We start from the raw sequence: 25,174 nt of genomic DNA on the forward strand, positions 1-25,174 counted from the left end.
CGTTCAATGTCTGCATTCTGGCTATTCATGATCATCCTGGCTCTGGCCGTCATGGGGTTCATACTAGGACGAAACCGCGCCATATCCTCGGTCCACGGGGATCGGCGTCTGCTTCACTCGCTTCCAAATTACTATGGTTTCAATGTCGCCATGCTGGCCTTTGTGCCAGCTGTTCTGGTGTTGGGCGCATGGGTCATCCTTCAGCCGATGCTGATCAGCGGGCAGGTGTCTACGCATATTCCCGCAGCGCTTTATGAAGACGCCGGTCAGTTGAACCTGATCATGAGCGACGTAAAGCGTGTGGCCGACGGCTTGGACGAGGCTATTGCGCAAGGCGTGATGTCCGCAGACGACGCAGAGCAGTTGAACACCAAAACCACGGATGTCCGCGCCTTGCTGGGCGAGGTAGGCGTGGCCCTTGGCAGCGATGTCGACCCCTCGGTCTTGAACGCGGCGCAAGAGATGCGCGGCAAGACCGATAGCGGAAACCTGTTCATGACCATCGTGGTGCTGGTGGTCGCAGCGGCGGGCTTTGTCGCCGCCATGATGATGACACGCGGAGATTTCCGTGCCCGAAACGCGGTTGAAAGCGGCGTGAAAGCCTTGCTGATCGCTGCTGCGTCCATCGCGATCCTGACCACCATCGGCATCATTCTATCGCTGATCTTCAACACGATCACATTCTTCGGGATGTTCCCCGCCAGTGACTTCCTGTTTGGCTTGACTTGGTCGCCGGAAGGCCGCGGCGGGTCCGAGCATCTGGGCATTCTGCCGCTTCTGTGGGGCACGATCTATATCTCGATCGTGGCGCTGCTGGTGGCCGTGCCCATCGGCCTGTTCGCTGCTGTGTACTTGTCGGAATACGCCAGCCGCACCACCCGCGCGTTCGCCAAACCGCTGCTGGAGGTTCTGGCCGGGATCCCGACCATTGTTTACGGTCTGTTTGCCCTGACCGTTGTCGGCCCGCTTCTGGTAAATTTCTTCGGTGCCGACGGCCTTGGTTGGATGCAGGGCGCGCGTTCGGTGATGACGGCGGGTCTGGTGATGGGCATCATGCTGATCCCCTTCGTGTCATCACTGTCTGATGACATCATCAATGCGGTGCCGCAGGCGATGCGCGACGGCTCTTACGGGCTGGGTGCGACGCAATCGGAAACGGTACGGCAGGTGGTACTGCCTGCCGCTCTGCCGGGCATTGTGGGGGCGATCCTGCTGGCGGCCTCGCGCGCCATCGGTGAAACCATGATTGTGGTGATGGGGGCAGGGGCCGCGGCCCGTCTGGACCTGAACCCGTTTGAAGCCATGACCACGGTGACCGCCAAGATCGTCAGCCAGCTGACCGGTGACAGTGATTTTGCCAGCCCCGAGGCCCTTGTGGCCTTCGCCCTTGGCATGACTCTGTTCCTTCTGACTTTGGGTCTTAACGTCCTTGCGCTCTACATCGTGCGCAAATATCGGGAGCAATACGAATGAGCGACGCAAGCCTTCAAAGCGGCCCCGAGATGGGTACGCCGCGCGCCAAAAGCTCGATCCTTGAACTGGATCAGCGCACCAAGAAACGTAACGCCGCCGAAACCCGTTTCCGCGCCTATGGCATCGCCGCCATTGCCGTGGGGTTGGTATTCCTTGTGGTCCTGATCACGTCGATCTTCTTCAAAGGTGTGGGCGCGTTTCAGCAAAGCTTCATCACACTGGATGTCGCGCTTCTGGAAAGCAAGTTGGACAAGACCGGCGAACGGGACATCGAGAAGATCAAGAAGGTCACGACCTTTGGCTATAACCCGTTGATCGAAAATGCCCTGAAAACCGCGTTGGAAGAGGCGGGTGTTGAAAACCCCTTCGCGAAGGGAAAAGATCTGCGCAAGATGCTCAGCTCGGGTGCTGCTGCTGAGTTGCGCCGCTTCGTGATCGCCAACCCCGACCGGATCGGAGACACCGTGCAGTTCCGCCTTCTGGCCTCGTCCCGCGTGGATGGCTATCTGAAGGGTCGCGTGACCCGTGAAAGTCTGGCCCGCGACAAGAACCTAACGCCGGTGCATCTGGATCTGGTGGATCAGTTGAAAGACGCGGGCGTTGTTGCGAAAAGCTTTAACCTTGGCTTCATCACTGGCGCGGACGCGTCCGAAAGCCGCCCCGAGCAAGCCGGGATCGGTGTCTCGATGCTGGGCAGCCTTTATATGATGCTGGTGGTGTTGGTTTGTGCGCTGCCCATCGGGGTTGCTGCTTCGATCTATCTAGAGGAATTCGCGCCGCAAAACTGGATCACCGATCTGATCGAGGTGAATATCTCGAACCTTGCCGCCGTGCCGTCGATTGTGTTCGGCATCCTTGGTTTGGCCGTGTTCATTCAGTTCGCGCATCTGCCGCAATCCGCCCCGCTGGTTGGTGGTCTGGTGCTGACGTTGATGACCCTGCCGACGATCATCATCTCGACCCGTGCGTCGCTGAAATCCGTCCCGCCCTCGATCCGCGAGGCCGCATTGGGCGTCGGGGCCTCCAAGATGCAAACTGTGTTCCATCACGTGCTGCCCCTTGCCATGCCAGGCATTCTGACCGGCACCATCATCGGCTTGGCACAGGCACTTGGGGAAACCGCACCGCTGCTATTGATCGGGATGGTGGGCTATATCGCCTCGAACTATCCCGGCGGGTTGATCGAAGGCTTCATGTCCCCGAACTCGGCCATGCCGGCCCAGATCTATGAATGGGCCAAACGCGCTGACCCGGCCTACTATGAGCGCGCGTGGGGCGGCATCATCATCCTGCTTGTGTTCCTGATGAGCATGAACATCATTGCAATCATTCTGCGCCGCCGTTTCGAGCGCCGCTGGTAAGAAAGACTGTACCCATGAATGATATGACGAAAATCGAAAGGGCTGTTGAGATGAACGATATGAAAATCTCGGCCAAGGGCGTACAGGTCTATTACGGCGATACGCATGCGATCAAAGACGTCTCGGTCGAGATCGAAGACAAGACCGTAACGGCCTTTATCGGCCCGTCGGGTTGCGGCAAGTCGACCTTCCTGCGGTGCCTGAACCGTATGAACGACACGATTGATATCTGCCGCGTCGAGGGCGACATCTTGTTGGACGGCGAAGACATCTATGACAAGCGCGTCGATCCTGTGCAGCTGCGCGCCAAGGTCGGGATGGTGTTCCAGAAACCCAACCCGTTCCCCAAGTCGATCTATGACAATATCGCCTATGGCCCCCGCATCCACGGACTGGCCCGAAACAAAGCCGAACTGGACGAAATCGTCGAGAAGTCTCTGCGTCGCGGCGCCATCTGGGACGAGGTGAAAGATCGCCTGAACGCACCGGGAACCGGTCTGTCGGGCGGGCAACAGCAGCGTCTGTGTATTGCGCGCGCCATTGCAACCGAACCTGAAGTCCTGCTGATGGATGAACCGTGCTCGGCGCTTGATCCGATTGCGACGGCACAAGTTGAAGAGCTGATAGACGAGCTGCGCCAAAGCTATTCGGTGGTGATCGTCACCCACTCGATGCAGCAGGCCGCGCGTGTCAGCCAGAAAACTGCCTTCTTCCACCTTGGAAATCTGGTCGAATACGATGACACCACCAAGATCTTCACCAACCCCGAAGATCCGCGCACCGAAAGCTATATTACCGGCCGTATCGGCTAAGGTTGGCCCTTCGGGGCAGGAGAAAAGACATGATTGATCAACATATTGCATCCGCTTTCGACCGCGATCTGGAAGAAATTCAGGCCCACCTTATGAAGATGGGCGGCTTGGTTGAGAACGCCATCCGTGAGGGTGCGAAATCCCTGAAAAGCCGGGACGAAGAGCTGGCCGAAGAAGTGCGTAAGGCAGATCGTCAGATCGATGCGCTGGACATGCAAATTCAGGAAGAATGCGCCCGCGTACTTGCGCTTCGGCAGCCGATTGCCTCGGACCTGCGTACCGTTCTGACCGTGATGAAAGTGGCCGCCAACCTGGAACGGATCGGCGACTATGCCAAGAACATGGCCAAGCGGACCACGGTATTGGTGCACATGCAGCCCATCGACGGCGCATCGGGTGCGATCAAACGCATGGCCAGCGAAGTGCGCCAGATGCTGACGGACGCGCTGGATGCCTATATCCGCCGTGACGAGGAACTGGCACATGACGTGCGGCACCGCGATCTGGAAGTGGACCAGATGTATAACGCGCTCTTCCGCGAGTTCTTGACCTTCATGATGGAAGATCCGCGCAACATCACGTCCTGTATGCACCTGCATTTCATCGCCAAGAATATCGAACGTATGGGGGATCATGTGACCTCGATCGCGGATCAGGTGATCTATCTGGTCAGCGGCGAACTGCCGGACGAAGCGCGCCCGAAAGGCAACTCGGCCAACTATGAAGTGCCGAGTGAGGACACCAGCGAGGCCGAGGCATGAGCGCGGATAAGCCCTGCGTTCTGCTGGTGGAAGACGAGCCAGCACAACGCGAAATCCTGCGCTATAACCTGACCTCGGAAGGTTATGACGTCACCATGGCCGAAAACGGCGATGACGCGCTGATCTTGGTCGACGAGGTCATGCCAGACCTGATCTTGCTGGACTGGATGCTGCCCGGTGCCTCGGGGATCGAGATCTGCCGCCAGATCAAGACCCGTAAGGAAACCCGCGCCATTCCGGTGATCATGCTTTCAGCGCGTTCGGAAGAGGTTGATCGGGTCCGGGGGCTGGAAACTGGCGCGGATGATTACGTGGTCAAACCCTATTCCGTAAGCGAGCTTATGGCGCGCATCCGCACCCAGCTGCGCCGCACGCGCCCGGTGTCTGTCGGGCAAAAGCTAGAGTACTGTGACATCGTACTGGACGGCGAAAGCCATCGCGTGACCCGCGATGGCGAGCCGGTGAAGCTCGGCCCGACAGAGTTTCGACTGTTGAGCACATTCATGGAGAAACCGGGTCGTGTCTGGAGCCGTGAGCAGCTTTTGGATCGTGTCTGGGGGCGTGACGTCTACGTGGATACGCGTACGGTAGACGTCCATGTTGGACGTCTGCGCAAGGCGCTTTGCCGCAATGGCGGCGATGATCCTCTGCGCACAGTGCGTGGGACCGGGTATGCGCTTGGATGAGGCTTGATTGCAGGTCTCATCGCTTCATTGGCTCTGAATCCGAAGAAAACTGGACCCGATGCGTAGCCTGTTTGAACAGGGCCATAGGGCCATTCACTGCGCCCACGCGACGGACGGTGTGTCGGCATTCGCTGCAATGTACCCAGATGCCAGCACGACGCGACAAACCATAGCTAGGGGATGCATCGCAAGTTATCGGCGATCTAAGTGCCTTTTGAAACAGTCTTTCAGTGCGTTCAAAGCTGGGTTCATTTCTTCTTCGGAAATCCCACAAAAGCCAAGTATCAGGCCATTGTGCCCTGTTTTACCTGTCGCGAACTGTGACAACGGCTGTGTTGCCACCCCGATTTCTGCGGCGCTCTTGGCTATCTCAACGTCCTTCAGGCCTTCCTTAAGGTGAAACACCACCTGCATTCCGGCGTGATGATCGACGCAGCTTCCAAAATCGGTGAAGTCGCGGGCGAGTTTATCCAAAAGGAATTTGCGCCGGTCCCCATAGGTTCGGCGCACCCGACGCAAATGACGATAAAACTCGCCAGATTTCATGAAGTCTGCCAACGCTTGTTGCGGCATGTAACTCGCTCGTTGGCCAAATCGTTTTAGTGTTGCTTGAAAACGGTCGATCAATGCTTCCGGGGCCACAACATACCCCAACCGTAATGAGTTTGAGAAGATCTTGGAGAAGCTGCCGATATAGATTGTGCGGTTCACATGGTCGAAGCCAGCCATGGCTGGGATCGGCCTGCCTGCATATCTGAATTCACTGTCGTAATCATCTTCGACGATCCAAGCGTCTTGGGACGTGGCCCACGCAAGGAATTCCAGTCTGCGATTGGGCGACATCGCACCGCCAAGAGGATATTGATGCGACGGTGTCAACACTGCAAGGCGTGCGGTCGAGGACGTACGCGGTACTTCGGCTCCATTGTCATCGACGTTAAGGTTGCTAACCGCTACGCCATGGGCCTCGGCAAACTGCCGCATCGGTTGATATCCGGGGTTCTCAAGGCCAATTGTGTCGCCGGTGCCTACCAATGTTCGCAAACAGATTTCGAGAGCGTCGGTTGATCCGGCAGTCACAAAAATCTGTTGAGGCGACGCGTCGATCCCTCGCCATTCAGACACATGTTCGGCAATCGCTTCTCGCAACTGAATATTGCCGAAATAGGAGTTGCTAATCAGCATGGCCTCGGGATTTGTTCGGCACACGCGAGCAACAGCTTTGGCCCATTGCCGATGGGGAAAAAGCCGCATGTCGGGCTGGCTGGCTTGGAAAGGGATGGGAAGGCGGGTTTGTTCATCGACGCGTTTTATGCGTTTTGAAGTAATCCGTTTTGCCAATTCAACTTCGCCCAGAGCACAGATCATATACCCAGATCCTTGTACCGAGCGCAGATACCCCTCTGCGACCAGTTGATCATAGGCAGTAATGATCGTGGAGCGTGAAACGCCAAGCTCGGTGGCAAACACACGGGTCGGCGGCAACTTCGTCCCTTCGGCCAGATCTCCGGAAATAACCCTCTCGCGAATAGAAGAGCAGATTTGTTCAAAGACAGGTGTCTTTGCAGATCGGTCGATTGAAAAGGCCAACCATGGGGTTTGCTTCATAGTGGTATGCTCATTTAGGTCTGTTTTGGATATTAATGAGTGTCCAAATCTATGGCAATCCGTTCCCAACTGGGCAAGCAAAAGGATGTTGCCATGACCAAGTTGGGCAATCGTCGATTTGAAGGACCGTGCAAGTGGACGAATACGCCTTCGCGGATAGGCACATTGGGGCTGCAATAAACTCGGAAATCTAGAGTTTTTGCGCGCTTGCTCGCCCTTTAGATTGTTCCTCGGGAGGACTACCAAACTCAGAAATCCCGCCTCCACAGTTTCCGAGACAGCAGAAACCCTCTGTAGGTGCATTCTGATGTTTTTGAAACTTGTTGCTATTCTCAGCTGGATTTTAACCAGCGTCATCAATTTGGTTTATGTGTGCGATTTCCCTAATGTCGGGTGAAGGTTGTTTTCCACTCAACACCTGAGCGACCGAGCACGAAACAGTTTTCCTGGACTAAAGCTTCGCTACCAATGTGCTCAATGAGTACCTTGCCGAACGGGGTAGGTTCATCGATCCAAATGCGCATGGTGACGCGGAAATCACAATTGTTTGCATGCGCTTGAGATATGTCGATCACACGAAGATCGCTAATCTTTCCGAGCTGGTATCCAGCTTCGGGAGTATCCTCATGAACGACATATTGACGGAACTGAGAACCTGAAGATATCTCAGCAGACCAGCCCATTCGCCAGAATCCATGTCGTTTCATAACCATACACAAGCCGCTGGTTTGACTGCATTTTGCTTCTTTCTGGGCAATGTCCGCATCATAGACGCGATTTTCTTCGGCCTGATCAGTGCGCATCGATGACAAGCCAGCGAGCATAAAGCGCTGTTGGACCTTCCAAGCAGTGTTGTTGCTCAATCGTTCAACTGAACCATCTTTGCCTAGCTCAAATTTTCTATCTAAGAAAGTGAAGGCCATTTTGTTGGGGACCTCATTCTCGACAAAATGAAGAACTTGTTGTTCGGCTGAAGTAGGTCCTTCTGCCCAAGAGCTTGTAGGGTGCATCTGAAATGCTGCAACGAGAAATGCAAATAGTCTAAACACAATCGCCTCCGGTTAAAAAAGTTAGTGTATTCAATGTAAACTTGATAACTGTGCGGTAATAGCAGGTCTACACCAAATAGTTCTGTGAGCGCCTATTTCGCGGATGATGGCACTTGCAGATCCCAACTTTGGGCACAAAAATACCCGTTTAGGGTTAAACCAAATCCGCATCGCAACAACCACTAACGCCTAGTGTAAACCGGGAGTTTGAGAAAAATATCAAGTCTTTCGGATAGCTTACACTCAAATCCAAGCGATCAAAGGCAATGAGTTTCGATTGGGTGATATTGTCGCGGATTCTGCACTCTAGCCTCGACCAAGTGAATGAAAACAAGCACTTAGACAGGATAGTGGCGGAGAGACAGGGATTCGAACCCTGGGTGGGCTTGCACCCACAACGGTTTTCGAGACCGCCCCGTTCGACCACTCCGGCACCTCTCCGCGGGGGTCTGTGGAGGGGGGGATAATTCGACCACGCGGCATGTGCAACCACTTTTTTTGCCTAATTTTGAAATGCTGGAAAAATCGTGATCCTCTACGGCTTGGCAAGGAATAAGGTGGGCGCTAGTCTTGGTGCGAAAACTTAGTTGGAAGACATAAATAAAGCCATGATAATTAACAGAATTATAAGTTTCGCGGCGGCTGTTCTTGTAACCGCGTCAAGCGCTTTTGCTAGTGACGAGGATCAAATCAGGACCTTTCTGAAGATCACCGGGTTTGATGTTGCGATTGAATCTATCCAGTTGGGTGCGATGGCGGGGCCGGGAATGACCGGGGAAGATCCCGAAGTCTTTGGCCGTCAATGGCAAGATCTGGCACGCGAGGTGTTCGAACCTGACGCGATGGTGGAAGATGCTGTCGACATGCTGGCCGCCGTGCTGCCGCAGGATGTGCTGGATCATGGCATGGCGTTTTACGAAAGCCCCCTTGGGCAACGGCTGGTCGAAGTCGAGAACGAAAGCCACATGGCAGATGACGAGGTGAAATACACCGAAGGCGCCGATATTGTTGCCCGACTTCTGGAAAGCGGGGATCTGCGTTTGCAAATCTACAAGGCAATGGGGGATGCGATCGGCTCGACCGATGTCGCGATCCGCTCGTTGATCGAAATCCAGGTCCGCTATCTGATGGCGGCTATGGCAGCCGGGGCCAGCGATCTTGAGTTGGACGAAGACGATTTGCGCGGCATCTTGCTAAGCCAGTCAGACCTTATGCGCGAGGGGATTGAAGAAAACTCTTTGGTGTCGAATGCCTATGCCTATCGCGCCGTGGACGAGGCTGATCTGATTGACTACCTCGCCGCGCTTCAGGATCCCCGGATGGGGCAGGTCTATGAAATTCTGAACGCTGTTCAGTTCGAGATTATGGCCAATCGATACGAGACGATGGCGAGCCGCCTTGACGAACTGTCGCCCGAGACGGAACTGTGACCTGCTGGATGACAGCCTTGAGGAGAGTGTTGGCAGTGCTTTCGATGTTGCTAGCCTGCAGCCTGAGCGCTGTTGCGGCCTCTGATCAATCCCAGCAGGACGGCGAGCAGAGCTTTGAAGAGCTTTGGACCCTTCTTGGTATGTCGCAAATGGTATCGATCCTTCATGACGAGGGCCTCTCGATGGCCTTGGCATCGGATCTGGACCTTCTGGGCCACGAAGGTGGACCGCGTTGGGAAGGTGCCGTTCAGGCCATTTACAACGAGAAGGTCCTTCAGGGTGAGCTGCACACTCTGTTTGAACAGCAATTGGCGCAGGCCCATCTCTCGGTGCTTTGCGAGTTCTATAAGACAGAGGACATGCAAAAGATCATCCAGAACGAGATTGCCGCTCGCCGCGCATTCCTTGACATGGAGTTCGAACAAACCGCGCGCGATCGTTGGCTTCAAGGGGACATCCCCGAGGTGTTGGACGAAACGATCCGTCAGTATGTCGACACAAACGACCTGATCGAACTGAACGTCATGGGGTCGCTGAATTCGAACTATGTTTTCCTGAATACGCTCAATCAAAGCCTGCCCGATATTGTAGATCAAATGAGCGAGCGGGATATTCTATCCCATGTCTGGTCGCAGGAAACGGACATTCGGACGGATACTACGGAATGGATCTTTGCCTATTTACACACCGCATATGCGCCAGTTGATCCCTATGATCTGGACCGCTATGTCGCGTTCTCTGCGACACCTGCGGGTCAGGCGCTTAACCAAGCCCTGTTCACGGCATTTGACGCCGTATACCTGCGGTTGTCCGGTGATCTTGGCCGCGTTGTGGGAACCCTGTCACGGGAAGAAGAGCTTTAATGCTTAGGTGTTCTTAGCATCCAAACTAGCCAACCCGTCCAACAGCTCTTTCAGGTGATCGGCATATGGCTCCCACTTGCCGACTGAACTTTTGTAAAGGGGTTGGCGCACCTGTGCGACCGACAGCGTTTTCACGTCCCGTTTGGTCTTGTGGAAGTTGAGGCAAGCGTCTTCCCACTCCAGCTCGCAGAACTCTAGAAGTTTGCGGATTTCGGTTTCCGGATTGTCGACTAGATCTTCATAAGAAATCTCATAAATCCGATCCGGGGCAAGCTCGCGCCAGAGGTCCAGGTATTCGGTGTACAGGCGATAGGTCTGAACTAGGGCAGCCTGTGAATAGCTGTAGCGGTGCAGCCCCGGTACAAAGCGGTTCTTGAAGATCGACCAAAGATTGTCGCGCGGATCACGTCGCAGCGCCACGATCTTGGCTTTGGGCATGGCCAGCCAGACCAAAGGCGCAATCTGATAGGTCGAGATTGTCTTGTCTGTGATCCGGTCAGCATCCGGCAGGCGCGTGTCGATGGCGGCCTGATACGCGCGGCCAAGGTCTTCGAATTGCGCATCGGTCATATCGCCAATATGCCCGCCAGCTTGGGCCACCTTTGCGACTTGCTCGAAACCCAGTGGGTGGAAAATTCCCAGTTCATCCCCGCCGGTGACCGTAGAGTGGCTGGCGAGGATCTGCTCGACCAGCGTGGTGCCCGAGCGCGGTAAGCCGGTGATGAAGACCGTGCTGTTCTGGTCGTAACCGCAGTCGCCGATGCGTGCGGGATCGAACCCCTTCAGGAACGCCTTGAAGCGGTCGAAATCGCCTTGTTCTTTGTTCATGTCATGAGGGTGAAGGCGGGCCATCACCTCGTTTGCGCGGGATAGATAGGTCCAGGCGGCCTCGGCATCTTTGTGATCCTCCATCACCTTTACCAAGCCATATCCCAGATCGATGCGGGCCTCGTCCGGCAGGTCAGGACGATCCCACAGGGCTTTCATTTCGTCGATCAGCGGATCATCCTGTGCCAGCTTTCGGCCCTGTGCGACCATGCGATACACCGAACCCGACCGGACACCCCGCGCGATGGCGTCGCGCAGAACCTTTTCGGCCGCCTCGAAGTCACCGGCCTGTTGCAGCAGATTTGCTGCCATGGTCACCACGCGAAGGTGGTTTGGGTCGGTTTTCAAAGCCTCTTCGATGGCGTTGCGCGAGGCCTCAAGGTTTCCAAGCAGCTTCTCTGCCATCGCCCGCAAGGCAAGCATTTCACCTGTGGGGGCGGTCTTTACAGCCAACGCGTCCAAATCCTCGAGCGTCCCGGCAGCATCTTCCAGTGTCAGACGGGCCTTGGCGCGGGTGAACAACCCGGCTGCATTTCCCGGAGCCTGTTTCAGCAGTGCGTCCAAACACTCGATCGCCTCGCGCGGGGCATTGATGTCGGAGTAGAGCATGCCAAGATTGCCAAGGACAATCGGGTTGTCGGGAATGATACGGCGCGCGTGCTCCAAGACCTTGCGGGCATCGGTGCGACGCGTTTGCTTCAGAAGGAACTGCCCATATTGCGCTAGCGCTTCGCCATAGTCGGGATCGGCGGAAAGCGCGGTTTTGAAGGCAGCCTCGGCCGCATCGACCTTGCCCAATGCCGCAAGTGCAACCCCAAGGACCATCGTCACGGCCTCGTTTGCGCCGCGGGCCAAAAGCGCATGGGCCTGAGCCGCGGCTTCTTTTGCGCGGCCCGCGTTCAGAAGGGCGGTCAGCGCGTCAATCTCGGACTTCGAGGCAGTCTTGCTAACACGTTTGGTGCTGGACCCAGTGCCCTTCAGAATGGCAGTCAGTCTTTTATGTTCGGTTGCTGGCAGTTTCGCGGATTTCAACTGCTTTGCGACCATCGAACGGGACGAGGCATCAAGGCTGAGCGCAAGATTGACGTAAGCCCGCCATACCGTGATCTCGGCAGGTGCTAAACGCGCGGCTTGGCCGTAAGCTTTCAATGCCGCGTCTGTCCGGCCTAGCTGTTGATGAATCTGAGCGATCTGAAACGGCACCTCGGCCCGGTTGGGGGCGATGGTTTGAAGTTGCGCCAAGACCTTTAGCGCTTCATCTGGCTTGCCTGACCGTGCAAGATTGCCTGCTTTTTGAAACAGGGCAGGGATCTGATTTGAGTTCAAAGGAAGCATGTCGGACCCGTTTAAGCTGGAAAGGCATTTACCTATTGGCTAATATTACCAGAGCAGAGCTTCAAGGCCCAGCCGGCGCCCTTGAGAATAAGCGCGTTGCGCCTGTGTAAAAGTCTTGACTTTAGCCCAAATCCACCCGATAAGCCGCCATTCCTGCCGGGGTTTTCCTGTGCAGGGACTAAAAACTATGTCCAAAACGCAAGTGGCGGATGCGCAGTTCGAGGCAATGGAAGGGATTGGCCCTTCGTCAAACACCGGCATATGTCGGGGCCACAGGACGCGGATTATGAAGGAAGATCATATGTTTGCGGTTATGAAAACCGGCGGCAAGCAGTATAAGGTCCAAGCTGGCGACGTTCTGCGCGTTGAAAAGCTGGCGGCCGATGCTGGCGAAACAGTCCAGTTCAACGAGATTCTGATGGTCGGCGCGACTGTTGGTGCCCCCACCGTAGAAGGTGCTGGCGTCCAGGCAGAAGTCATCGACCAGATCAAAGGCGAAAAAGTCATTCACTTCGTGAAGCGTCGCCGTAAGCACAGCTCGAAGCGCACCAAGGGCCACCGTCAGCAACTGACGCTGCTCCGCGTGACCGACATCCTGGAAAAGGGTGCCGACAAGTCGGGCGTAAAAGCTGCCATCGGTGCAGGTTCGGTATCGGGTGCTGCTGTTGCAGCGGCTGCTCCGGCCAAAGCGCCTGCAAAGAAAGCAGCTCCGAAGAAAGCCGCCAAGGCAGAAGCACCCGCTGGTGCTGACGATCTGAAGAAGCTGTCGGGCGTTGGCCCTGCGCTTGAGAAGAAACTGCTGGAAGCTGGCGTCACCACCTTCGCTCAGATCGCCGCTTGGGGCGAAGCTGATATTACCGAGTTCGACGAGAAACTGTCGTTCAAAGGTCGTATCGAGCGTGAAGGCTGGGTAGAGCAGGCCAAAGAATTGGCCAAAGGCTAACGAGAGCTAAGGAGAGATAGCATGGCACATAAAAAAGCAGGCGGTTCATCCCGTAACGGCCGCGACTCAGCCGGTCGTCGCCTTGGTGTAAAGAAATACGGTGGTCAGGTTGTGATCCCGGGCAACATCATCGTGCGTCAGCGCGGTACCAAGATGTGGCCGGGTGATAACGTGGGCATGGGCAAAGATCACACCATCTTTGCAACCAGCGAAGGCACCGTTAAATTCCACAAAGGCCTGAAAGGCCGCACCTTTATTTCGGTTCTCCCAGTGGCGGAGGCCGCTGAGTAAGCCGAACCTAACAAGGTTGTGAAAAACCAGGGGCCGGCTGTGATAGCCGGCCCCTTTTCTTTTTGTTTGTAGTACTTATCTGCCTGTTCATCCAACGTTCACACGAACGCCCTAAAAGTGCCGAAAACACAGGTTATGTGATGGCCTTTAGGGGACTACGGGCGGTGCATTCTGCGCTTTTCAGAGGAGGGAAAGCCGTGAAGCATGTAGATATTAGAACCCAGCCGATCATTCAGGCGGAGCGTTTTGTTCTGCGCCCTGTTCGGCCTTCGGATCTTGGGGCATTGGTTCTGTCGGTGTCGGATAAACGGGTGGCGCAGGCCACGCGCTCGATTCCGCATCCCTTGCCGCCGGGCGTAACCGAGGCGTTCATTGAGCGCGCCATGGCCGAGGATCGGCATGAAGATGTCTGGGTTATGGACAGCCTGCGCGACGATCAGGACGAAGTTTTTGGTGTAATCACTCTGGATTCTCTGGATCGCGGACAAAGCCAGCTTGGGTATTGGGTCGCGCCTGGTTTTTGGAATGCGGGTTTTGCCTCGGAAGCGGTCTGTGCACTGATCGACGCGAACCCTCAGAACAACAGCACCATCTTTGCGGAAGTCTTTCAAGACAACCCGGCCTCGGCCCGTGTTCTGACCCATGCGGGGTTCGAGTATATTGGGGATGCTGAAAGCCATTCAGTCGCGCGCGGGGCAAATGTCCCCACGTGGACGTACATTAAGAAGATGTCTTAACCAATTGTCATGGAAGACGATATTCAGATCAAGACGGAGCGTTTTACGCTTCGTCCCCTGACGCCCGGCGATGGTGATCAGGTGGTCGAGCTGCTTGATGATATCGAAGTGGCGCGCTGGCTGACCGTTGTGCCGCATCCCTATACGCGTCGCGATTTCGATGGATTTCTGGACTATCTCACCACGACCAATCCGTTTGGTGGGTTGGCGGTTGATAACGGGAATGAGGTTCTGGGAGTCGTAGGCATCGATCCGACACTGGGGTTTTGGCTGGGGCGCAAGCATCATGGCCGTGGCGTCATGCGCGAGGCTGCGAGCGCCTTAATTTCGCATGTTTTCGAAACCACGGATCTTGACCAGATCGGGTCAGGTCATTTCCCCGAGAACCATGCCTCGCGCGCGGTTCTGACGGGATTGGGGTTTCGTGATACCGGGAAGACCGAAAACGCCCATTGTGTCTCGCGGGATTGCGATGAAATACTGATCAAACTCAGCCTGTCGCGTGCCGATTGGGAGGCCCGCCAGCGATGACCTGCCTCATCACAGAACGCCTGACGATGCGGCGCTGTCAGCCGTCTGATTTCGAGGCAATGCAAGACCTTGTCTCGGATATCGATGTCGTGCGCATGACATCGTCCTGGCCATATCCGGCTGATCCGGAACTGACGCGTTCTCGATGCCAGCCCTTCGATCCAAAGCAGGGAATGGTTGGCGTGGTGTTGCACGAAGGTATGCTAGTCGGGTCGATGGGTCTTGCGCAAAAACCTGATGAAGATCCGCAGCTTGGCTACATGTTTGCCCGTGCACATTGGGGCAGGGGCTATGCGACCGAGATGGGCCGCGCCCTGATCAACCATTGCTGGGCCCAGTATGACTGGTCGTTGATCCGCGCTGACGCGTTTGCAGACAATCCGGCCTCGGCCCATGTGCTTGAAAAGTTGGGCTTTGAAGAGCTTGGCAGCAGCACAGGCCACAGTGTTGCGCGCGGTGAAAGCCATCCCTTGCGCAATTTCCAGCTTTTGCGACCACAAAGCTGATCCAATTGCCCCTGCCGCTGGCTCTGGACTTGAGCCTTGGCGCATTTCCCTCTATCGCCTGTGACATAACAGAAAGGCGCGTGTCATGAAATTTCTCGATCTTGCAAAGGTCTATATCCGGTCTGGTTCGGGCGGGTCTGGCTGCGTGTCTTTCCGGCGCGAGAAGTACATCGAATACGGTGGCCCGGACGGTGGTGACGGCGGGCGCGGTGGTGACGTGGTTGTCGAGGTGGTCGACGGGCTGAACACCCTGATCGACTTCCGTTATCAACAACACTTCTTTGCAGGCAATGGCATCCCTGGCATGGGCAAGCAGCGCACCGGTGCGGATGGCGATGATATCGTGCTCCGCGTGCCTGTAGGTACGGAAATTCTGGACGAAGACGAAGAGACCGTCATCGCCGACATGACCGAAGTCGGTCAGCGCGTGGTGATCGCCAAGGGCGGTAATGGCGGCTTTGGCAACCTTCATTTCACAAGCTCGACCAACCGTGCACCGCGTCGTGCCAATCCCGGCCTTGCGGGCGTCGAGCGCACGATCTGGCTACGCCTGAAGCTGATCGCGGATGTGGGACTTCTGGGTTTGCCAAATGCAGGGAAGTCGACCTTCCTTGCTGCGACCTCGAACGCGCGGCCAAAGATCGCGGACTATCCGTTTACCACGCTGCACCCCAATCTGGGCGTTGTCGGCGTGGATGGTGCGGAATTTGTCGTGGCAGACATTCCCGGTCTGATCGAAGGCGCCTCGGAAGGTCGCGGGCTGGGAGATTTGTTCCTTGGTCACGTCGAACGTTGCGCTGTGCTTCTGCATTTGGTGGATGGCACGGCTGAGGATGTCGTCGCCGACTGGCAGACCATCATCACCGAGATTGAAAACTATGGTGATATTCTGGGTGACAAGCCCCGTGTGACGGTTCTGAACAAGATCGACGCGCTGGATGACGAGGAACGGGCCGAGAAGCTGGCCGCCCTTGAAGAGGCTGTCAGCGGTCCGGTCATGCAGATGTCAGGCGTTGCCCAACAGGGCACGACAGATGTTCTGCGCGCGTTGCGTAAGGAGATCTCGGAAGATCGCATTCGGCAGAAGCCGCAAGAGGAAGAAGAGACGTGGCATCCCTGAGCACGGCAAAACGTGTCGTCGTCAAAATCGGCTCGGCGCTATTGGTGGACGCAAATAACGGTGCGCTGAAAGCGGACTGGTTGGGGTCACTTTGTGCGGATGTGGCAGCATTGAAGGCGCGCGGTGCGGATGTTGTACTGGTCTCGTCCGGCTCTATCGCCTTGGGACGTGGTGTATTGGGTCTTCCTGTCGGCGCTCTGTCGCTGGAACAATCTCAGGCCGCCGCCGCCGTTGGTCAAATCCGGCTGGCCCGTGCCTATGAAGAGGCTTTGGCCCCTTTGGGCGCCAAAACTGCACAGATTCTGGTCACGCTGGAAGACAGCGCGGACCGCCGCCGGTATCTGAATTCGCGTGCAACGATGGAGACGCTTCTGTCACTGGGCGTGGTGCCCATTGTGAATGAAAACGATACCGTTGCCACCGATGAAATCCGCTTTGGTGACAATGATCGGCTGGCCGCTCAGGTAGCTGTGACCATTGGTGCGGATCACTTGGTTCTGCTCTCGGATGTGGATGGGTTCTATTCGGGTAATCCCAAGGACGATCCTACCGCGACACGCTATGACGTCATCGACCAGATCACGCCCGAGATCGAGGCGATGGCGGGCGATGCCGGCACTGGCCTGTCCAAAGGCGGGATGAAAACCAAGGTCATGGCCGCGAAAACCGCAACCGGGGCAGGGTGCGACATGACGATCACCGAAGGGTCGCGGATGAACCCGCTTACCTCTTTGATCGACGGCGCGGCGGCGACGCTGTTCACCGCGCGCACCACACCGAAAGCTGCGCGAAAGCACTGGATTGCGTCGATGAAGCCTCAGGGTGTTTTGGTGCTGGACGACGGCGCAGTTAAAGCGCTCCGTTCAGGCAATTCGCTGCTGGCGGCAGGTGTGACGGATGTGATCGGCACGTTCATGCGGGGCGATCCCGTTGATATTCAGGGCACAGATGGCACCCATCTGGGCGCGGGTCTGGCGGGCTATACGGCGGATGAAGCGCGCGCGATCAAGGGTCAGAGGTCGGATCAGATCGAACGCATTTTGGGTCACCCAGGTCGTGCAGCCCTGATCCATCGGGACGATATGTCCCTTTAAAGACAATAAGATACAAGATTACCTTTACGGAGAAAGCAAGATGAGCGACGACATCAAAACCATGATGACCGGCATTGGCACCCGCGCCCGCGTGGCCGCACGTGACCTTGCTTTCGCGCCAGCCGATGCCAAAGAGAAAGCCTTGATGGCGGCGGCGGATGCCTGTTGGGAGCGTCGGGACCAAATCATCTCTGCCAACGAGAAAGATATGGAGTTCGGTCGCAACAAAGGCCTGTCTGACGCAATGATGGACCGCTTGATGCTGGACGAAGATCGCATCAAGGGCATGTGCGACGGATTGCGTGCGGTTGCCGCGCAGGATGATCCGGTGGGCGAGGTGATGGAAGAATGGGACCGTCCCTCGGGCCTGAACATTCGTCGCGTGCGTACACCCTTGGGTGTGATCGGCGTGATCTATGAAAGCCGCCCCAATGTGACGGCGGATGCGGGCGCATTGTGCCTGAAGGCCGGAAACGCGGTAATTTTGCGTGGAGGCTCCGAGAGCTTTCATTCAGCCGGTTTGATCCACGAATGTCTGCAAGACGGTCTGCGTGCTGCTGGTCTTCCGGTGGATGCCATCCAGCTTATTCCGACCCGTGATCGTGCTGCGGTCAGCGAGATGCTGACAATGACTGACCATGTGGACGTGATCGTTCCGCGCGGAGGCAAGGGCCTTGTAGGGTTGGTCCAGCGCGAGGCACGCGTGCCGGTGTTCGCGCATCTGGAAGGCATCGTGCATATCTATATCGACAAAGACGCGGATGCCGAGAAGACCCGGAACGTGGTGATGAATGCCAAGACCCGTCGCACCGGCATTTGTGGCTCGGCAGAGTGCCTGCTGATCCATCGCGATGCGCAGGAGCTGGGACAAGCCGTGATCGACGATCTGATGGCGGCTGGGGTCGAGGTGCGGGTGGGCGAAGGTCTGACCGGCAGTGTCCCTGCAACGGACGATGATTGGGGCACCGAATATCTGGACAGCATCATTGCTGCCAAGCTTGTGGATGATGTGGATGGCGCGATTGATCACATCAACCGCTATTCGTCGTCTCATACAGATGCGATCATGACGGAAAACGATGCGACGGCGGATCATTTCTTTACCCGTATCGATAGCGCGATCCTGATGCGCAATGCGTCGACTCAGTTTGCAGACGGGGGCGAATTTGGCATGGGTGCCGAGATCGGGATTGCCACTGGCAAAATGCACGCGCGTGGCCCGGTTGGGTCCAAGCAATTGACGTCGTTCAAGTATCTTGTCGTCGGAGATGGCACCACGCGCTCTTGATCGAACCCGGAAAGTGAAAGCCGCCCCGATAGGGCGGCTTTTTTCTTAGAAGGTCAGACTGATGGTTTGATCCGAGATCTGAACAGTGGCTGATCGGCCCTGTCTTTGAAGCTCTGGCCGGATCAAGGCAAAATGAACCCGCGCAGGCGGGACATCAATGTCAGGGTTGACCGTCGACAGCAGGGCCCAGAGATCTGGATCGATGTTCAACCGGTCCCCATGCGCCGACATGTGCCAGCGCCCATCCGCGCAAGACACGGACAGTTGACCACCCCAGGGCATCGCGCTTTCAAAACACTGCAAGGCCAAGAAGGCGAGTTTGACCTCGGTCCGTGGCAAATCGCCTGTGGGCTGCCAGTCAATGGCGATCTTGCGCCCATCGCCGCCAGGCGCCAGTACGGCTCGGATTTCGCGTTCGGATAGGGATTGTCCCTCGGCCGCAGCGCCAAATGCCACGCGAAAGAACCGGATCCTTAAATTCGCATTGGTCACGCTTTCCGCGATCAGCGCCATTTCCGGGCTGTCACCCATCCCAGACAGCTGCAACAGCTCTACCCCATTGCCGATCGCGCCCAAAGGGCTGATAAGGTCATGGCAGATACGGGATCCGATCAACGCGGTCAGGTCGCGGTCTTGTTTGGTCATGTTTGAAGCCTGAGTGGGATAAAGGTCATGGGATTGGGATCACTTCTTGAACCGGGAATGCTGGTACGCCACCCGCAACAGCCCGATTGGGGACTGGGGCAGGTTCAATCCAACGTGGCCGGCCGCGTCACAGTAAATTTTGAGCATGCCGGGAAGCGGGTGATCATGATTGAACATGTTGACTTGATGCCTGTATTTACGCCTCCTGAACGCTAAGGTTCTGCACGGATGCCGTGTTGCGCGCCCGTTATCTGAGCCATATGAGCTGAACAAGGTTATCAAATGGTTAATCGCGAATGACTGCGCCCGAATTTGAACTGAGACTGGCCCAGAGTGACGCAGATCTGATCGCAGCACAACGGCTGCGTTATGATGTCTTTGTGCGAGAGCTGGGCGGGGACGGGCCTTTGGTCGACCACGTGAACGGATTGGAGCGTGACGCGTTTGATCCGTTCTATGACCACCTGATCCTGTTTGACCATGCGCGCGCGGGTTCTCCTGCCGTTGGGGTGTATCGGGTGTTGCGTGGCGACAAACTGAACACAGCTGAGGGGCCAGACCACTTCTATTCCGAAGCCGAGTATGACCTAAGAGTTTTGAAAGCGTCGGGGCGTAAGTTGTTGGAATTAGGACGTTCTTGCCTGCACCCGGACTATCGTGGCGGGGCTGCGATGATGTATCTTTGGGGCGGGTTGGCCAAGTATGTGGAAGAGCACGGGATCGAAATCCTGTTCGGTGTGGCATCGTTCCATGGGACGGATATCGAAGCGCTGAAGGCACCGCTATCACTGCTGCATCACCGCCACCTTGCGCCAGAATCTATTCGTGTTCGGGCCCAGCCTGATGTGTTTCAATTGATGGACCTCGTGCCAGAAGATGAGATTGACCGGCCTGTGGCCATGCGCGCGGTTCCGGCGCTGATAAAGGGATATCTGCGCCTTGGTGGTTTTGTCGGCGAGGGGGCATTTGTGGATCATGTATTTAACACTACTGATGTCTGCCTGATCATCGACATGTCGCTGGTTAATGACAAATCACGCGCCATCTATGCGGAGGTAAAATCATGAGTGCGACTTGGCGTGGCAATCACGAACCGCATGGATTTCGGCCCTCGGTTATTGAACGTATGCGCATTCTCCGGCGCGGGATTCCGCTTGGGCTATTGGTATTCGGTGGCTTGGTCCTGCTTTTATTGGTTCGGCTTTTTGAGCGGCCCATCTATGGCACTCAGCGACCGATAACGCCCCATATCACCCAATTTGTCTGCCGAAATGCCTTTCGAATCCTTGGCATCACCTATGCCACCAGCGGAGAGCCCATGCACCAGAAGGGGGCAGTGGTGGCCAATCACGCAGGTTGGCTGGACATTTTCTCGCTGAACGCGCGTAAGCGGGTGTATTTTGTTTCGAAATCCGAGGTGGCCGGCTGGCCCGGCATCGGTTGGCTGGCACGTGCGACGGGAACGGTGTTTATCAACCGCGACCGGAAAGAGGCGCACAGCCAGATCGAGGTCTTTCGCACCCGTCTGATGGCCGGACATAAGCTGCTTTTCTTTCCCGAGGGGACGTCTTCAGACAGTCAGCGCGTTTTGCCATTTAAATCAACGCTGTTCGCCGCGTTCTTCACGCCTGATTTGCGTGAATTCATGTGGGTGCAGCCTGTCACACTTCGCTATTTCGCACCGGAAGGCCGAGATCCGCGGTTCTATGGCTGGTGGGGCGATATGGAGTTTGGGCCGCATCTGCTGCAGACCTTGGCAACCAAGCGACAAGGGCGGGTTGAGTTGGTCTATCACACGCCGGTCAAGGTGTCGGATTTTGCGGGTCGCAAAGAACTGGCCGCCCATTGCGAGGCGGCCGTTCGTGAAGGTTTGGGAGATTTGAACGTCGAACGTTAAGCGTCCATCGCTGCCAGCAAGCGGCCCAGCGTGGCCGAGGGATCGTCCGTACGCCAGATCTCTTCCCCGATGGCGAAGAAGTCGGTGACGGGGGTAAGGGCGCGGATCGTATCTTCATCCAGCGCACCTTCTGCGACCACGGGAACCTCGACCACCTGGCTCCACCAAGTAAACAGGTCTTGTTCAGCGCGGGTACCGTCGCCAAGCGGGGTCGTGCCTGCAGGGCCAAAGCTGACATAGTCCGCGCCAACTTCGCCTGCGTTCATGCCGTCGTGCCGCGAGGCCGCGCAATATGCGCCCACGATGGCGTCAGCCCCCAGATCGTCGCGGGTCTTGCGCACCCGGCGCGCACCGTCGCCCAGATGTACGCCGTCCAATCCCAGACGTTCGACCAGCAGCGCATGTTCGGCGATGACAATCGGCACGTCGCGGGCATGGGCCACTTCGCGACAGGCGTCAGCGGCACGCATGATGCGATCTTCGTCCGTGGTGGCCAGCGACAGGCGCAGACAAGCGGTGTCATAGGTGTCCAGAACTTTGGCCAGTTCCGTAGGGAAGCGCGACAGCTCGATCTCGGGAGGAGTCACAAGATAAAGCTGGGGGCGGTCCATTTCAGTCTCTTGAGTGTTCTCAGCCATCTGCGCGATCCTCGTTGTATTGTCTGAAAGGCTTCATAGCCGGGTTTGCCGCTATTGCAAGCGTGCGCGTTACTTCGCGGGCAGGCCCGACACAAAATCGACGGCCAGCCTTAGCAATTCGGCGCGGGTATCATCATCTGCCATGGCCTCTTCGCCCGCGTCGATGAACCCACCCATGGGGCGCCCGGTGAAATCCATCTTACGAACGCCGGGCAGGGCGAGCGCCTCTGCCTCGTGCTCTTTACCGACCCGGTACATCGCACCGTTTTTGTGAACCCCGCACAGCATGTTGCCGTTCAGCATGAAGGCAATGCCGCCAAACATCTTCTTTTCCACCAGATCCACGCGTTCGCCCAGATCGTCTTTCAGGATTTCATAAAGACCGCTGTCATAGGCCATGGGGAAGCTCCTGCTTGCCGAATGATCCCGCTCAGCGTATCACGCGCCCGACCAATTGAAAGAGAATGCCGCAATGGATACCCCCGAGACCCAACTGGGACCACAGCCCGAGATCGTACTGGTACGCCCTCAGATGGGGGAGAACATCGGTGCGGCGGCGCGCGCAATGCTGAATTTCGGGTTGGAGCGGATGCGGATCATCGCGCCGCGCGATGGCTGGCCCAATCCGTCCGCCGTGGCGATGGCGTCTGGTGCAGGGCGCGTCTTGGATGCTGCAGGGGTGTATGACACACTGGCAGACGGGATCGGCGATTGCGATTACGTCTATGCGACAACCGCGCGCTCACGCGATCTGGCGAAACCTGTTCTCAGCCCCGAACGTGCGATGGAAGAGGCCCGCGCCATGCGATTGCAGGGCAAGAAAGTGGCCGTGTTGTTCGGGCCGGAACGTACCGGGCTTGAAAATGACGAGATTGCACGCGCGAACGCCTTGATCTCGGTCCCGGTAAACCCGGAATTTGCGTCGCTGAACCTAGCCCAATGCGTGCTTTTGACTGCGTATGAGTATCGCCGCCAGAGCCATGAAACTGCTCATCACGTAATGGAATGGGCCAGCAGCGAGCCTGCCAGCGCGATTGAGGTCGAGAAGCTGGCCGAACACTATGAACAGCGATTGGACGAGGCCGGGTATTTCTTCCCCGAGACCAAGGCCGAAGTGATGAAGATCACTCAGCGGAATATGTGGAGCCGTCTGAACCTTAGCCGTCTGGACGTGCAGATGTTCCACGGCATCCTGCGTCAGCTCTTACGCAATAAAGACTAGGTTAGTCCGCGCGGCGCGCGGCCACGATCCACATCACCATAAAGACTAGAGACCCAACAGCGTTGAAGTTGGCCATGGTGATGTCCAGCGCCTCGATCGGGATCATGTCTGACAAACGCCACGGGATTTCGTCGCAGCGCACAAGCGGTGCGGCTTGGATCTGGGCCAGCAGGTCGTCGACCGATAGGTTGCCGACGCCGCCGCCTGTGCACGAGGATGGACCTTCCCACAATTTCCTTTCGACGCCCGAATGGTAGATGCCAAGACCGGCGGACAGAGCCATGTTCAGCGCGCCCACCCATCGAAGCAAGCGCATCTTGGTTGCGAGCGCTGCACCGCCTAAGACTACGGCGATCGCGTGGGGCCAGCGTTGCCACAAGCACATTTTGCAGGGCGCGTATCCCAAAGATTGAAAGATAAACGCACCCGCCAGAATACCGGCTGAAGCCACGGCCGCAGTAATGATCAAGGTTTTGGTCGAGAGACGATCAAGCATTCTCATAGGAATTTCACCACATAGAACCCGCCGACAAGCAGGAGGCAGAACAGTGTGAACATCAGGCCCAGCCTGCGTTCGATGAAGTCACGGATCGGTGCTCCGAATTTCCACAGCAAAGTCGCTACGATGAAAAAGCGTAGACCGCGCGCGATGACGCTGGCCACCATAAAGACGCCGAAATTCAGGCCGGTGGCTCCGGATAGGATTGTGATGACTTTGTAAGGAAACGGCGTGACGCCGGCGATCAGGACGGCCCAGGCGCCCCATTCGTTATAGCGCGTCGCGAAGTCGTCAAAATAAGCATCCTTGCCGTAGAACTCCAACACGGGTCGACCGACGGTCTCGAACATGCCCCAGCCGATATAATAGCCGAACATGCCACCCAGAACCGAGGCTGCCAACGCTACGCCCGCGATCACAAAGGCCCGCGACGGGCGGGCGATGATCATTGGAATCATCAGAACATCCGGCGGGATCGGAAAGATCGAGCTTTCCAAAAAGGCCACCACGGCCAGCGCCCAAAGTGCGTGTGGCGTGTTGGCCAGCCCCATAGTCCAGTCGTAAAGCCGTTTGATCATGCTCGTGCCCTTATTCCTTATCCCTGTCGAAACATGCGCGTGGCCCGAGGTCAAGTGAGCTGTTCTTGATGTCGGTGGCTAAGGCGGTAAACTGACCGTGAAGGCTTATACGGTAATTGGGTAGGAGAGTTCCGGAATGAAATGGCAGGGTCGGCGTACAAGCCGCAACATCGAAGACCGCAGACGTTCAGGGGGCGGTAAAGCGCAGGTCGGCGGTCTTGGGCTTCTGGCCATTCTGGCGATCGGCTATTTCATGGGAGTGGATGTCACGCCCTTGTTGCAGGGCGGCGGTGTCGCTGGCGGCAATGGCGGCGGCGAGATCACCGAGGCCGACCGGCAAGCAGGCGAATTCGTTTCGGTAACGTTGGCAGACACCGAAGAGGTCTGGGCCGATCTGTTTCGTACCCAAGTGGGCGACACCTATAACCCCGTCACGCTGGTTTTGTATAAAGGTGTGACGCAAAGCCCCTGTGGAGGGGCGTCTGGCGCAACCGGCCCGTTTTATTGCCCCGGAGATCGCAAGGTCTATTTGGATACAGCGTTTTTCACCACCATGTCCCGCAAGCTGGGGGCCAGCGGAGATTTCGCAGCGGCCTATGTGGTTGCCCACGAGGTCGCCCATCACGTGCAGAACGAACTTGGTATTCTGATGCAGGCCAACCGCGTTCGCCAACAGGTCAGTCAGGAAGAAAGCAACGCAATCTCGGTCAGGATCGAGCTGCAGGCCGATTGTTTCTCGGGCATTTGGGCGCGTGAAGCTCAGGCGCGGTTTGGATCGTTAGAACGGGGTGATATTGCCGAAGCGATGAATGCCGCCCGCCAGATCGGGGACGATACATTGCAACGCAATGCCGGTCGCGTTCCGATGCCGCACACGTTTACGCACGGCACCTCGGTACAGCGCGAACGCTGGTTCGAGCGAGGATTGGAAAGCGGCGATATGCGCGTTTGCGACACGTTCTCTGCGCGCCCGCTGTGA

28 protein-coding genes and 1 tRNA gene are annotated in these 25,174 nt (G+C 56.9%); 20 read left to right on the forward strand and 9 right to left on the reverse strand.

Translation table 11 applies throughout. The annotated features are described in order from the left end of the window. The first annotated feature begins 6 nt into the window (after positions 1-6). The 5 genes from pstC to phoB are packed head-to-tail and all read left to right on the forward strand — an operon-like array spanning position 7 to position 5,093. Complete coding sequence (gene pstC, locus ALP8811_RS06415) at positions 7-1,473, forward strand: phosphate ABC transporter permease subunit PstC (RefSeq protein ID WP_108856311.1); 1,467 nt, start codon at positions 7-9, stop codon at positions 1,471-1,473. Further along, positions 1,470-2,834: a phosphate ABC transporter permease PstA gene (gene pstA / locus ALP8811_RS06420; RefSeq protein ID WP_108856312.1), complete on the forward strand. Its 1,365-nt coding sequence runs from the start codon at positions 1,470-1,472 to the stop codon at positions 2,832-2,834. The genes pstC and pstA overlap by 4 nt, the downstream gene beginning before the upstream one ends. 50 nt (positions 2,835-2,884) lie before the next feature. Further along, the gene (gene pstB / locus ALP8811_RS06425; protein ID WP_370738884.1) at positions 2,885-3,646 is read left to right on the forward strand and encodes a phosphate ABC transporter ATP-binding protein PstB; all 762 of its coding nucleotides are present in this window, start codon (positions 2,885-2,887) and stop codon (positions 3,644-3,646) included. A gap of 29 nt (positions 3,647-3,675) precedes the next feature. Beyond that, a complete protein-coding gene (gene phoU, locus ALP8811_RS06430; RefSeq protein WP_108856314.1) occupies positions 3,676-4,407 on the forward strand; it encodes a phosphate signaling complex protein PhoU in 732 nt (243 codons plus the stop codon). Continuing rightward, complete coding sequence (gene phoB, locus ALP8811_RS06435; protein WP_108856315.1) at positions 4,404-5,093, forward strand: phosphate regulon transcriptional regulator PhoB; 690 nt, start codon at positions 4,404-4,406, stop codon at positions 5,091-5,093. The genes phoU and phoB overlap by 4 nt, the downstream gene beginning before the upstream one ends. 192 nt (positions 5,094-5,285) lie before the next feature. On the opposite strand, the gene pdxR is transcribed toward phoB, so the two are convergent. The 3 genes from pdxR to ALP8811_RS06450 form a co-directional block, all read right to left on the reverse strand. Then, the gene (gene pdxR / locus ALP8811_RS06440) at positions 5,286-6,701 is read right to left on the reverse strand and encodes a MocR-like pyridoxine biosynthesis transcription factor PdxR (protein ID WP_108856316.1); all 1,416 of its coding nucleotides are present in this window, start codon (positions 6,699-6,701) and stop codon (positions 5,286-5,288) included. A gap of 383 nt (positions 6,702-7,084) precedes the next feature. Further along, the gene (locus ALP8811_RS06445; protein WP_146183997.1) at positions 7,085-7,750 is read right to left on the reverse strand and encodes a hypothetical protein; all 666 of its coding nucleotides are present in this window, start codon (positions 7,748-7,750) and stop codon (positions 7,085-7,087) included. A 351-nt stretch (positions 7,751-8,101) separates the two neighbouring features. Then, a tRNA-Ser gene (locus tag ALP8811_RS06450) sits at positions 8,102-8,191 on the reverse strand. Between the two features lie 167 nt (positions 8,192-8,358). Between ALP8811_RS06450 and ALP8811_RS06455 the strand changes: the two genes are divergently transcribed. After that, a complete protein-coding gene (locus ALP8811_RS06455) occupies positions 8,359-9,180 on the forward strand; it encodes a DUF2059 domain-containing protein (protein ID WP_146183998.1) in 822 nt (273 codons plus the stop codon). A 149-nt stretch (positions 9,181-9,329) separates the two neighbouring features. Continuing rightward, complete coding sequence (locus ALP8811_RS06460; RefSeq protein ID WP_181363699.1) at positions 9,330-10,043, forward strand: DUF2059 domain-containing protein; 714 nt, start codon at positions 9,330-9,332, stop codon at positions 10,041-10,043. Between the two features lie 3 nt (positions 10,044-10,046). Here ALP8811_RS06460 and ALP8811_RS06465 read toward each other — a convergent pair whose 3' ends face one another. Continuing rightward, on the reverse strand, positions 10,047-12,206 hold the full coding sequence (locus tag ALP8811_RS06465) for a tetratricopeptide repeat-containing sulfotransferase family protein (protein WP_108856320.1): 2,160 nt from the start codon (positions 12,204-12,206) through the stop codon (positions 10,047-10,049). 301 nt (positions 12,207-12,507) lie between these two features. Here ALP8811_RS06465 and ALP8811_RS06470 point away from each other — a divergent pair, with 301 nt between their 5' ends. The 8 genes from ALP8811_RS06470 to ALP8811_RS06505 all read left to right on the forward strand — a co-directional run bounded on the left by ALP8811_RS06470 (position 12,508) and on the right by ALP8811_RS06505 (position 18,716). Then, the gene (locus ALP8811_RS06470; protein WP_108856321.1) at positions 12,508-13,149 is read left to right on the forward strand and encodes a 50S ribosomal protein L21; all 642 of its coding nucleotides are present in this window, start codon (positions 12,508-12,510) and stop codon (positions 13,147-13,149) included. Positions 13,150-13,170: 21 nt separating this feature from the next. Continuing rightward, positions 13,171-13,440 carry a 50S ribosomal protein L27 gene (rpmA, locus tag ALP8811_RS06475; RefSeq protein ID WP_108856322.1) on the forward strand — a complete coding sequence of 90 codons (270 nt, stop codon included), beginning with the start codon at positions 13,171-13,173 and terminating at the stop codon, positions 13,438-13,440. 197 nt (positions 13,441-13,637) lie between these two features. Further along, positions 13,638-14,177 (forward strand): GNAT family N-acetyltransferase, encoded by a 540-nt coding sequence (locus ALP8811_RS06480; protein ID WP_245924583.1) that lies wholly within the window; start codon positions 13,638-13,640, stop codon positions 14,175-14,177. A 9-nt stretch (positions 14,178-14,186) separates the two neighbouring features. Beyond that, positions 14,187-14,708, forward strand: a complete 522-nt coding sequence (locus tag ALP8811_RS06485) for a GNAT family N-acetyltransferase (protein WP_108856324.1) — start codon at positions 14,187-14,189, stop codon at positions 14,706-14,708. After that, entirely contained in the window at positions 14,705-15,214 is a 510-nt protein-coding gene (locus ALP8811_RS06490; RefSeq protein WP_108856325.1) for a GNAT family N-acetyltransferase, read from the forward strand. Before ALP8811_RS06485 ends, ALP8811_RS06490 begins: the two co-directional genes overlap by 4 nt. Positions 15,215-15,299: 85 nt before the next feature. Continuing rightward, positions 15,300-16,334: a GTPase ObgE gene (obgE, locus tag ALP8811_RS06495; RefSeq protein WP_108856326.1), complete on the forward strand. Its 1,035-nt coding sequence runs from the start codon at positions 15,300-15,302 to the stop codon at positions 16,332-16,334. Then, positions 16,322-17,428: a glutamate 5-kinase gene (gene proB / locus ALP8811_RS06500; protein WP_108856327.1), complete on the forward strand. Its 1,107-nt coding sequence runs from the start codon at positions 16,322-16,324 to the stop codon at positions 17,426-17,428. Before obgE ends, proB begins: the two co-directional genes overlap by 13 nt. A gap of 40 nt (positions 17,429-17,468) precedes the next feature. Continuing rightward, complete coding sequence (locus ALP8811_RS06505) at positions 17,469-18,716, forward strand: glutamate-5-semialdehyde dehydrogenase (RefSeq protein WP_108856328.1); 1,248 nt, start codon at positions 17,469-17,471, stop codon at positions 18,714-18,716. Positions 18,717-18,761: 45 nt separating this feature from the next. Here ALP8811_RS06505 and ALP8811_RS06510 read toward each other — a convergent pair whose 3' ends face one another. After that, positions 18,762-19,361: a histidine phosphotransferase family protein gene (locus tag ALP8811_RS06510; protein ID WP_108856329.1), complete on the reverse strand. Its 600-nt coding sequence runs from the start codon at positions 19,359-19,361 to the stop codon at positions 18,762-18,764. Positions 19,362-19,388: 27 nt separating this feature from the next. Between ALP8811_RS06510 and ALP8811_RS06515 the strand changes: the two genes are divergently transcribed. The 3 genes from ALP8811_RS06515 to olsA all read left to right on the forward strand — a co-directional run bounded on the left by ALP8811_RS06515 (position 19,389) and on the right by olsA (position 21,258). Further along, on the forward strand, positions 19,389-19,577 hold the full coding sequence (locus ALP8811_RS06515) for a DUF3553 domain-containing protein (RefSeq protein WP_370738885.1): 189 nt from the start codon (positions 19,389-19,391) through the stop codon (positions 19,575-19,577). Between the two features lie 80 nt (positions 19,578-19,657). Further along, the gene (olsB, locus tag ALP8811_RS06520) at positions 19,658-20,428 is read left to right on the forward strand and encodes an L-ornithine N(alpha)-acyltransferase (protein ID WP_108856330.1); all 771 of its coding nucleotides are present in this window, start codon (positions 19,658-19,660) and stop codon (positions 20,426-20,428) included. Then, entirely contained in the window at positions 20,425-21,258 is an 834-nt protein-coding gene (gene olsA / locus ALP8811_RS06525) for a lyso-ornithine lipid O-acyltransferase (protein ID WP_108856331.1), read from the forward strand. The genes olsB and olsA overlap by 4 nt, the downstream gene beginning before the upstream one ends. Here the strand turns inward: olsA and ALP8811_RS06530 are convergent. Beyond that, on the reverse strand, positions 21,255-21,896 hold the full coding sequence (locus ALP8811_RS06530) for a thiamine phosphate synthase (RefSeq protein ID WP_245924584.1): 642 nt from the start codon (positions 21,894-21,896) through the stop codon (positions 21,255-21,257). The genes olsA and ALP8811_RS06530 overlap by 4 nt on opposite strands. 69 nt (positions 21,897-21,965) lie before the next feature. Then, the gene (locus ALP8811_RS06535) at positions 21,966-22,295 is read right to left on the reverse strand and encodes a TfoX/Sxy family protein (protein ID WP_108856332.1); all 330 of its coding nucleotides are present in this window, start codon (positions 22,293-22,295) and stop codon (positions 21,966-21,968) included. 73 nt (positions 22,296-22,368) lie between these two features. Between ALP8811_RS06535 and ALP8811_RS06540 the strand changes: the two genes are divergently transcribed. After that, positions 22,369-23,118 carry an RNA methyltransferase gene (locus ALP8811_RS06540; RefSeq protein ID WP_108856333.1) on the forward strand — a complete coding sequence of 250 codons (750 nt, stop codon included), beginning with the start codon at positions 22,369-22,371 and terminating at the stop codon, positions 23,116-23,118. A 1-nt stretch (position 23,119) separates the two neighbouring features. On the opposite strand, the gene ALP8811_RS06545 is transcribed toward ALP8811_RS06540, so the two are convergent. Further along, complete coding sequence (locus ALP8811_RS06545) at positions 23,120-23,620, reverse strand: disulfide bond formation protein B (RefSeq protein ID WP_181363700.1); 501 nt, start codon at positions 23,618-23,620, stop codon at positions 23,120-23,122. Then, positions 23,617-24,195, reverse strand: a complete 579-nt coding sequence (locus tag ALP8811_RS06550) for a YqaA family protein (protein ID WP_108856335.1) — start codon at positions 24,193-24,195, stop codon at positions 23,617-23,619. The genes ALP8811_RS06545 and ALP8811_RS06550 overlap by 4 nt, the downstream gene beginning before the upstream one ends. Before the next feature lie 136 nt (positions 24,196-24,331). Here ALP8811_RS06550 and ypfJ point away from each other — a divergent pair, with 136 nt between their 5' ends. Continuing rightward, complete coding sequence (gene ypfJ, locus ALP8811_RS06555) at positions 24,332-25,174, forward strand: KPN_02809 family neutral zinc metallopeptidase (protein ID WP_108856336.1); 843 nt, start codon at positions 24,332-24,334, stop codon at positions 25,172-25,174.

It is taken from the genome of Aliiroseovarius pelagivivens, from assembly GCF_900302485.1.
Taxonomy (GTDB): domain Bacteria; phylum Pseudomonadota; class Alphaproteobacteria; order Rhodobacterales; family Rhodobacteraceae; genus Aliiroseovarius; species Aliiroseovarius pelagivivens.

Excerpts from the sequence above, each read along its gene's own strand:
- pstC (WP_108856311.1), top strand. The coding sequence starts at position 7 with ATGTCTGCATTCTGGCTATTCATGATCATCCTGGCTCTGGCCGTCATG.
- pstA (WP_108856312.1), top strand. The coding sequence starts at position 1,470 with ATGAGCGACGCAAGCCTTCAAAGCGGCCCCGAGATGGGTACGCCGCGC.
- pstB (WP_370738884.1), top strand. The coding sequence starts at position 2,885 with ATGAACGATATGAAAATCTCGGCCAAGGGCGTACAGGTCTATTACGGC.
- phoU (WP_108856314.1), top strand. The coding sequence starts at position 3,676 with ATGATTGATCAACATATTGCATCCGCTTTCGACCGCGATCTGGAAGAA.
- phoB (WP_108856315.1), top strand. The coding sequence starts at position 4,404 with ATGAGCGCGGATAAGCCCTGCGTTCTGCTGGTGGAAGACGAGCCAGCA.
- pdxR (WP_108856316.1), bottom strand. The coding sequence starts at position 6,701 with ATGAAGCAAACCCCATGGTTGGCCTTTTCAATCGACCGATCTGCAAAG.
- ALP8811_RS06455 (WP_146183998.1), top strand. The coding sequence starts at position 8,359 with ATGATAATTAACAGAATTATAAGTTTCGCGGCGGCTGTTCTTGTAACC.
- ALP8811_RS06460 (WP_181363699.1), top strand. The coding sequence starts at position 9,330 with ATGGTATCGATCCTTCATGACGAGGGCCTCTCGATGGCCTTGGCATCG.
- ALP8811_RS06465 (WP_108856320.1), bottom strand. The coding sequence starts at position 12,206 with ATGCTTCCTTTGAACTCAAATCAGATCCCTGCCCTGTTTCAAAAAGCA.
- ALP8811_RS06470 (WP_108856321.1), top strand. The coding sequence starts at position 12,508 with ATGTTTGCGGTTATGAAAACCGGCGGCAAGCAGTATAAGGTCCAAGCT.
- rpmA (WP_108856322.1), top strand. The coding sequence starts at position 13,171 with ATGGCACATAAAAAAGCAGGCGGTTCATCCCGTAACGGCCGCGACTCA.
- ALP8811_RS06485 (WP_108856324.1), top strand. The coding sequence starts at position 14,187 with ATGGAAGACGATATTCAGATCAAGACGGAGCGTTTTACGCTTCGTCCC.
- ALP8811_RS06490 (WP_108856325.1), top strand. The coding sequence starts at position 14,705 with ATGACCTGCCTCATCACAGAACGCCTGACGATGCGGCGCTGTCAGCCG.
- obgE (WP_108856326.1), top strand. The coding sequence starts at position 15,300 with ATGAAATTTCTCGATCTTGCAAAGGTCTATATCCGGTCTGGTTCGGGC.
- ALP8811_RS06505 (WP_108856328.1), top strand. The coding sequence starts at position 17,469 with ATGAGCGACGACATCAAAACCATGATGACCGGCATTGGCACCCGCGCC.
- ALP8811_RS06510 (WP_108856329.1), bottom strand. The coding sequence starts at position 19,361 with ATGACCAAACAAGACCGCGACCTGACCGCGTTGATCGGATCCCGTATC.
- ALP8811_RS06515 (WP_370738885.1), top strand. The coding sequence starts at position 19,389 with ATGGGATTGGGATCACTTCTTGAACCGGGAATGCTGGTACGCCACCCG.
- olsB (WP_108856330.1), top strand. The coding sequence starts at position 19,658 with ATGACTGCGCCCGAATTTGAACTGAGACTGGCCCAGAGTGACGCAGAT.
- olsA (WP_108856331.1), top strand. The coding sequence starts at position 20,425 with ATGAGTGCGACTTGGCGTGGCAATCACGAACCGCATGGATTTCGGCCC.
- ALP8811_RS06530 (WP_245924584.1), bottom strand. The coding sequence starts at position 21,896 with ATGGCTGAGAACACTCAAGAGACTGAAATGGACCGCCCCCAGCTTTAT.
- ALP8811_RS06535 (WP_108856332.1), bottom strand. The coding sequence starts at position 22,295 with ATGGCCTATGACAGCGGTCTTTATGAAATCCTGAAAGACGATCTGGGC.
- ALP8811_RS06540 (WP_108856333.1), top strand. The coding sequence starts at position 22,369 with ATGGATACCCCCGAGACCCAACTGGGACCACAGCCCGAGATCGTACTG.
- ALP8811_RS06545 (WP_181363700.1), bottom strand. The coding sequence starts at position 23,620 with ATGAGAATGCTTGATCGTCTCTCGACCAAAACCTTGATCATTACTGCG.
- ALP8811_RS06550 (WP_108856335.1), bottom strand. The coding sequence starts at position 24,195 with ATGATCAAACGGCTTTACGACTGGACTATGGGGCTGGCCAACACGCCA.
- ypfJ (WP_108856336.1), top strand. The coding sequence starts at position 24,332 with ATGAAATGGCAGGGTCGGCGTACAAGCCGCAACATCGAAGACCGCAGA.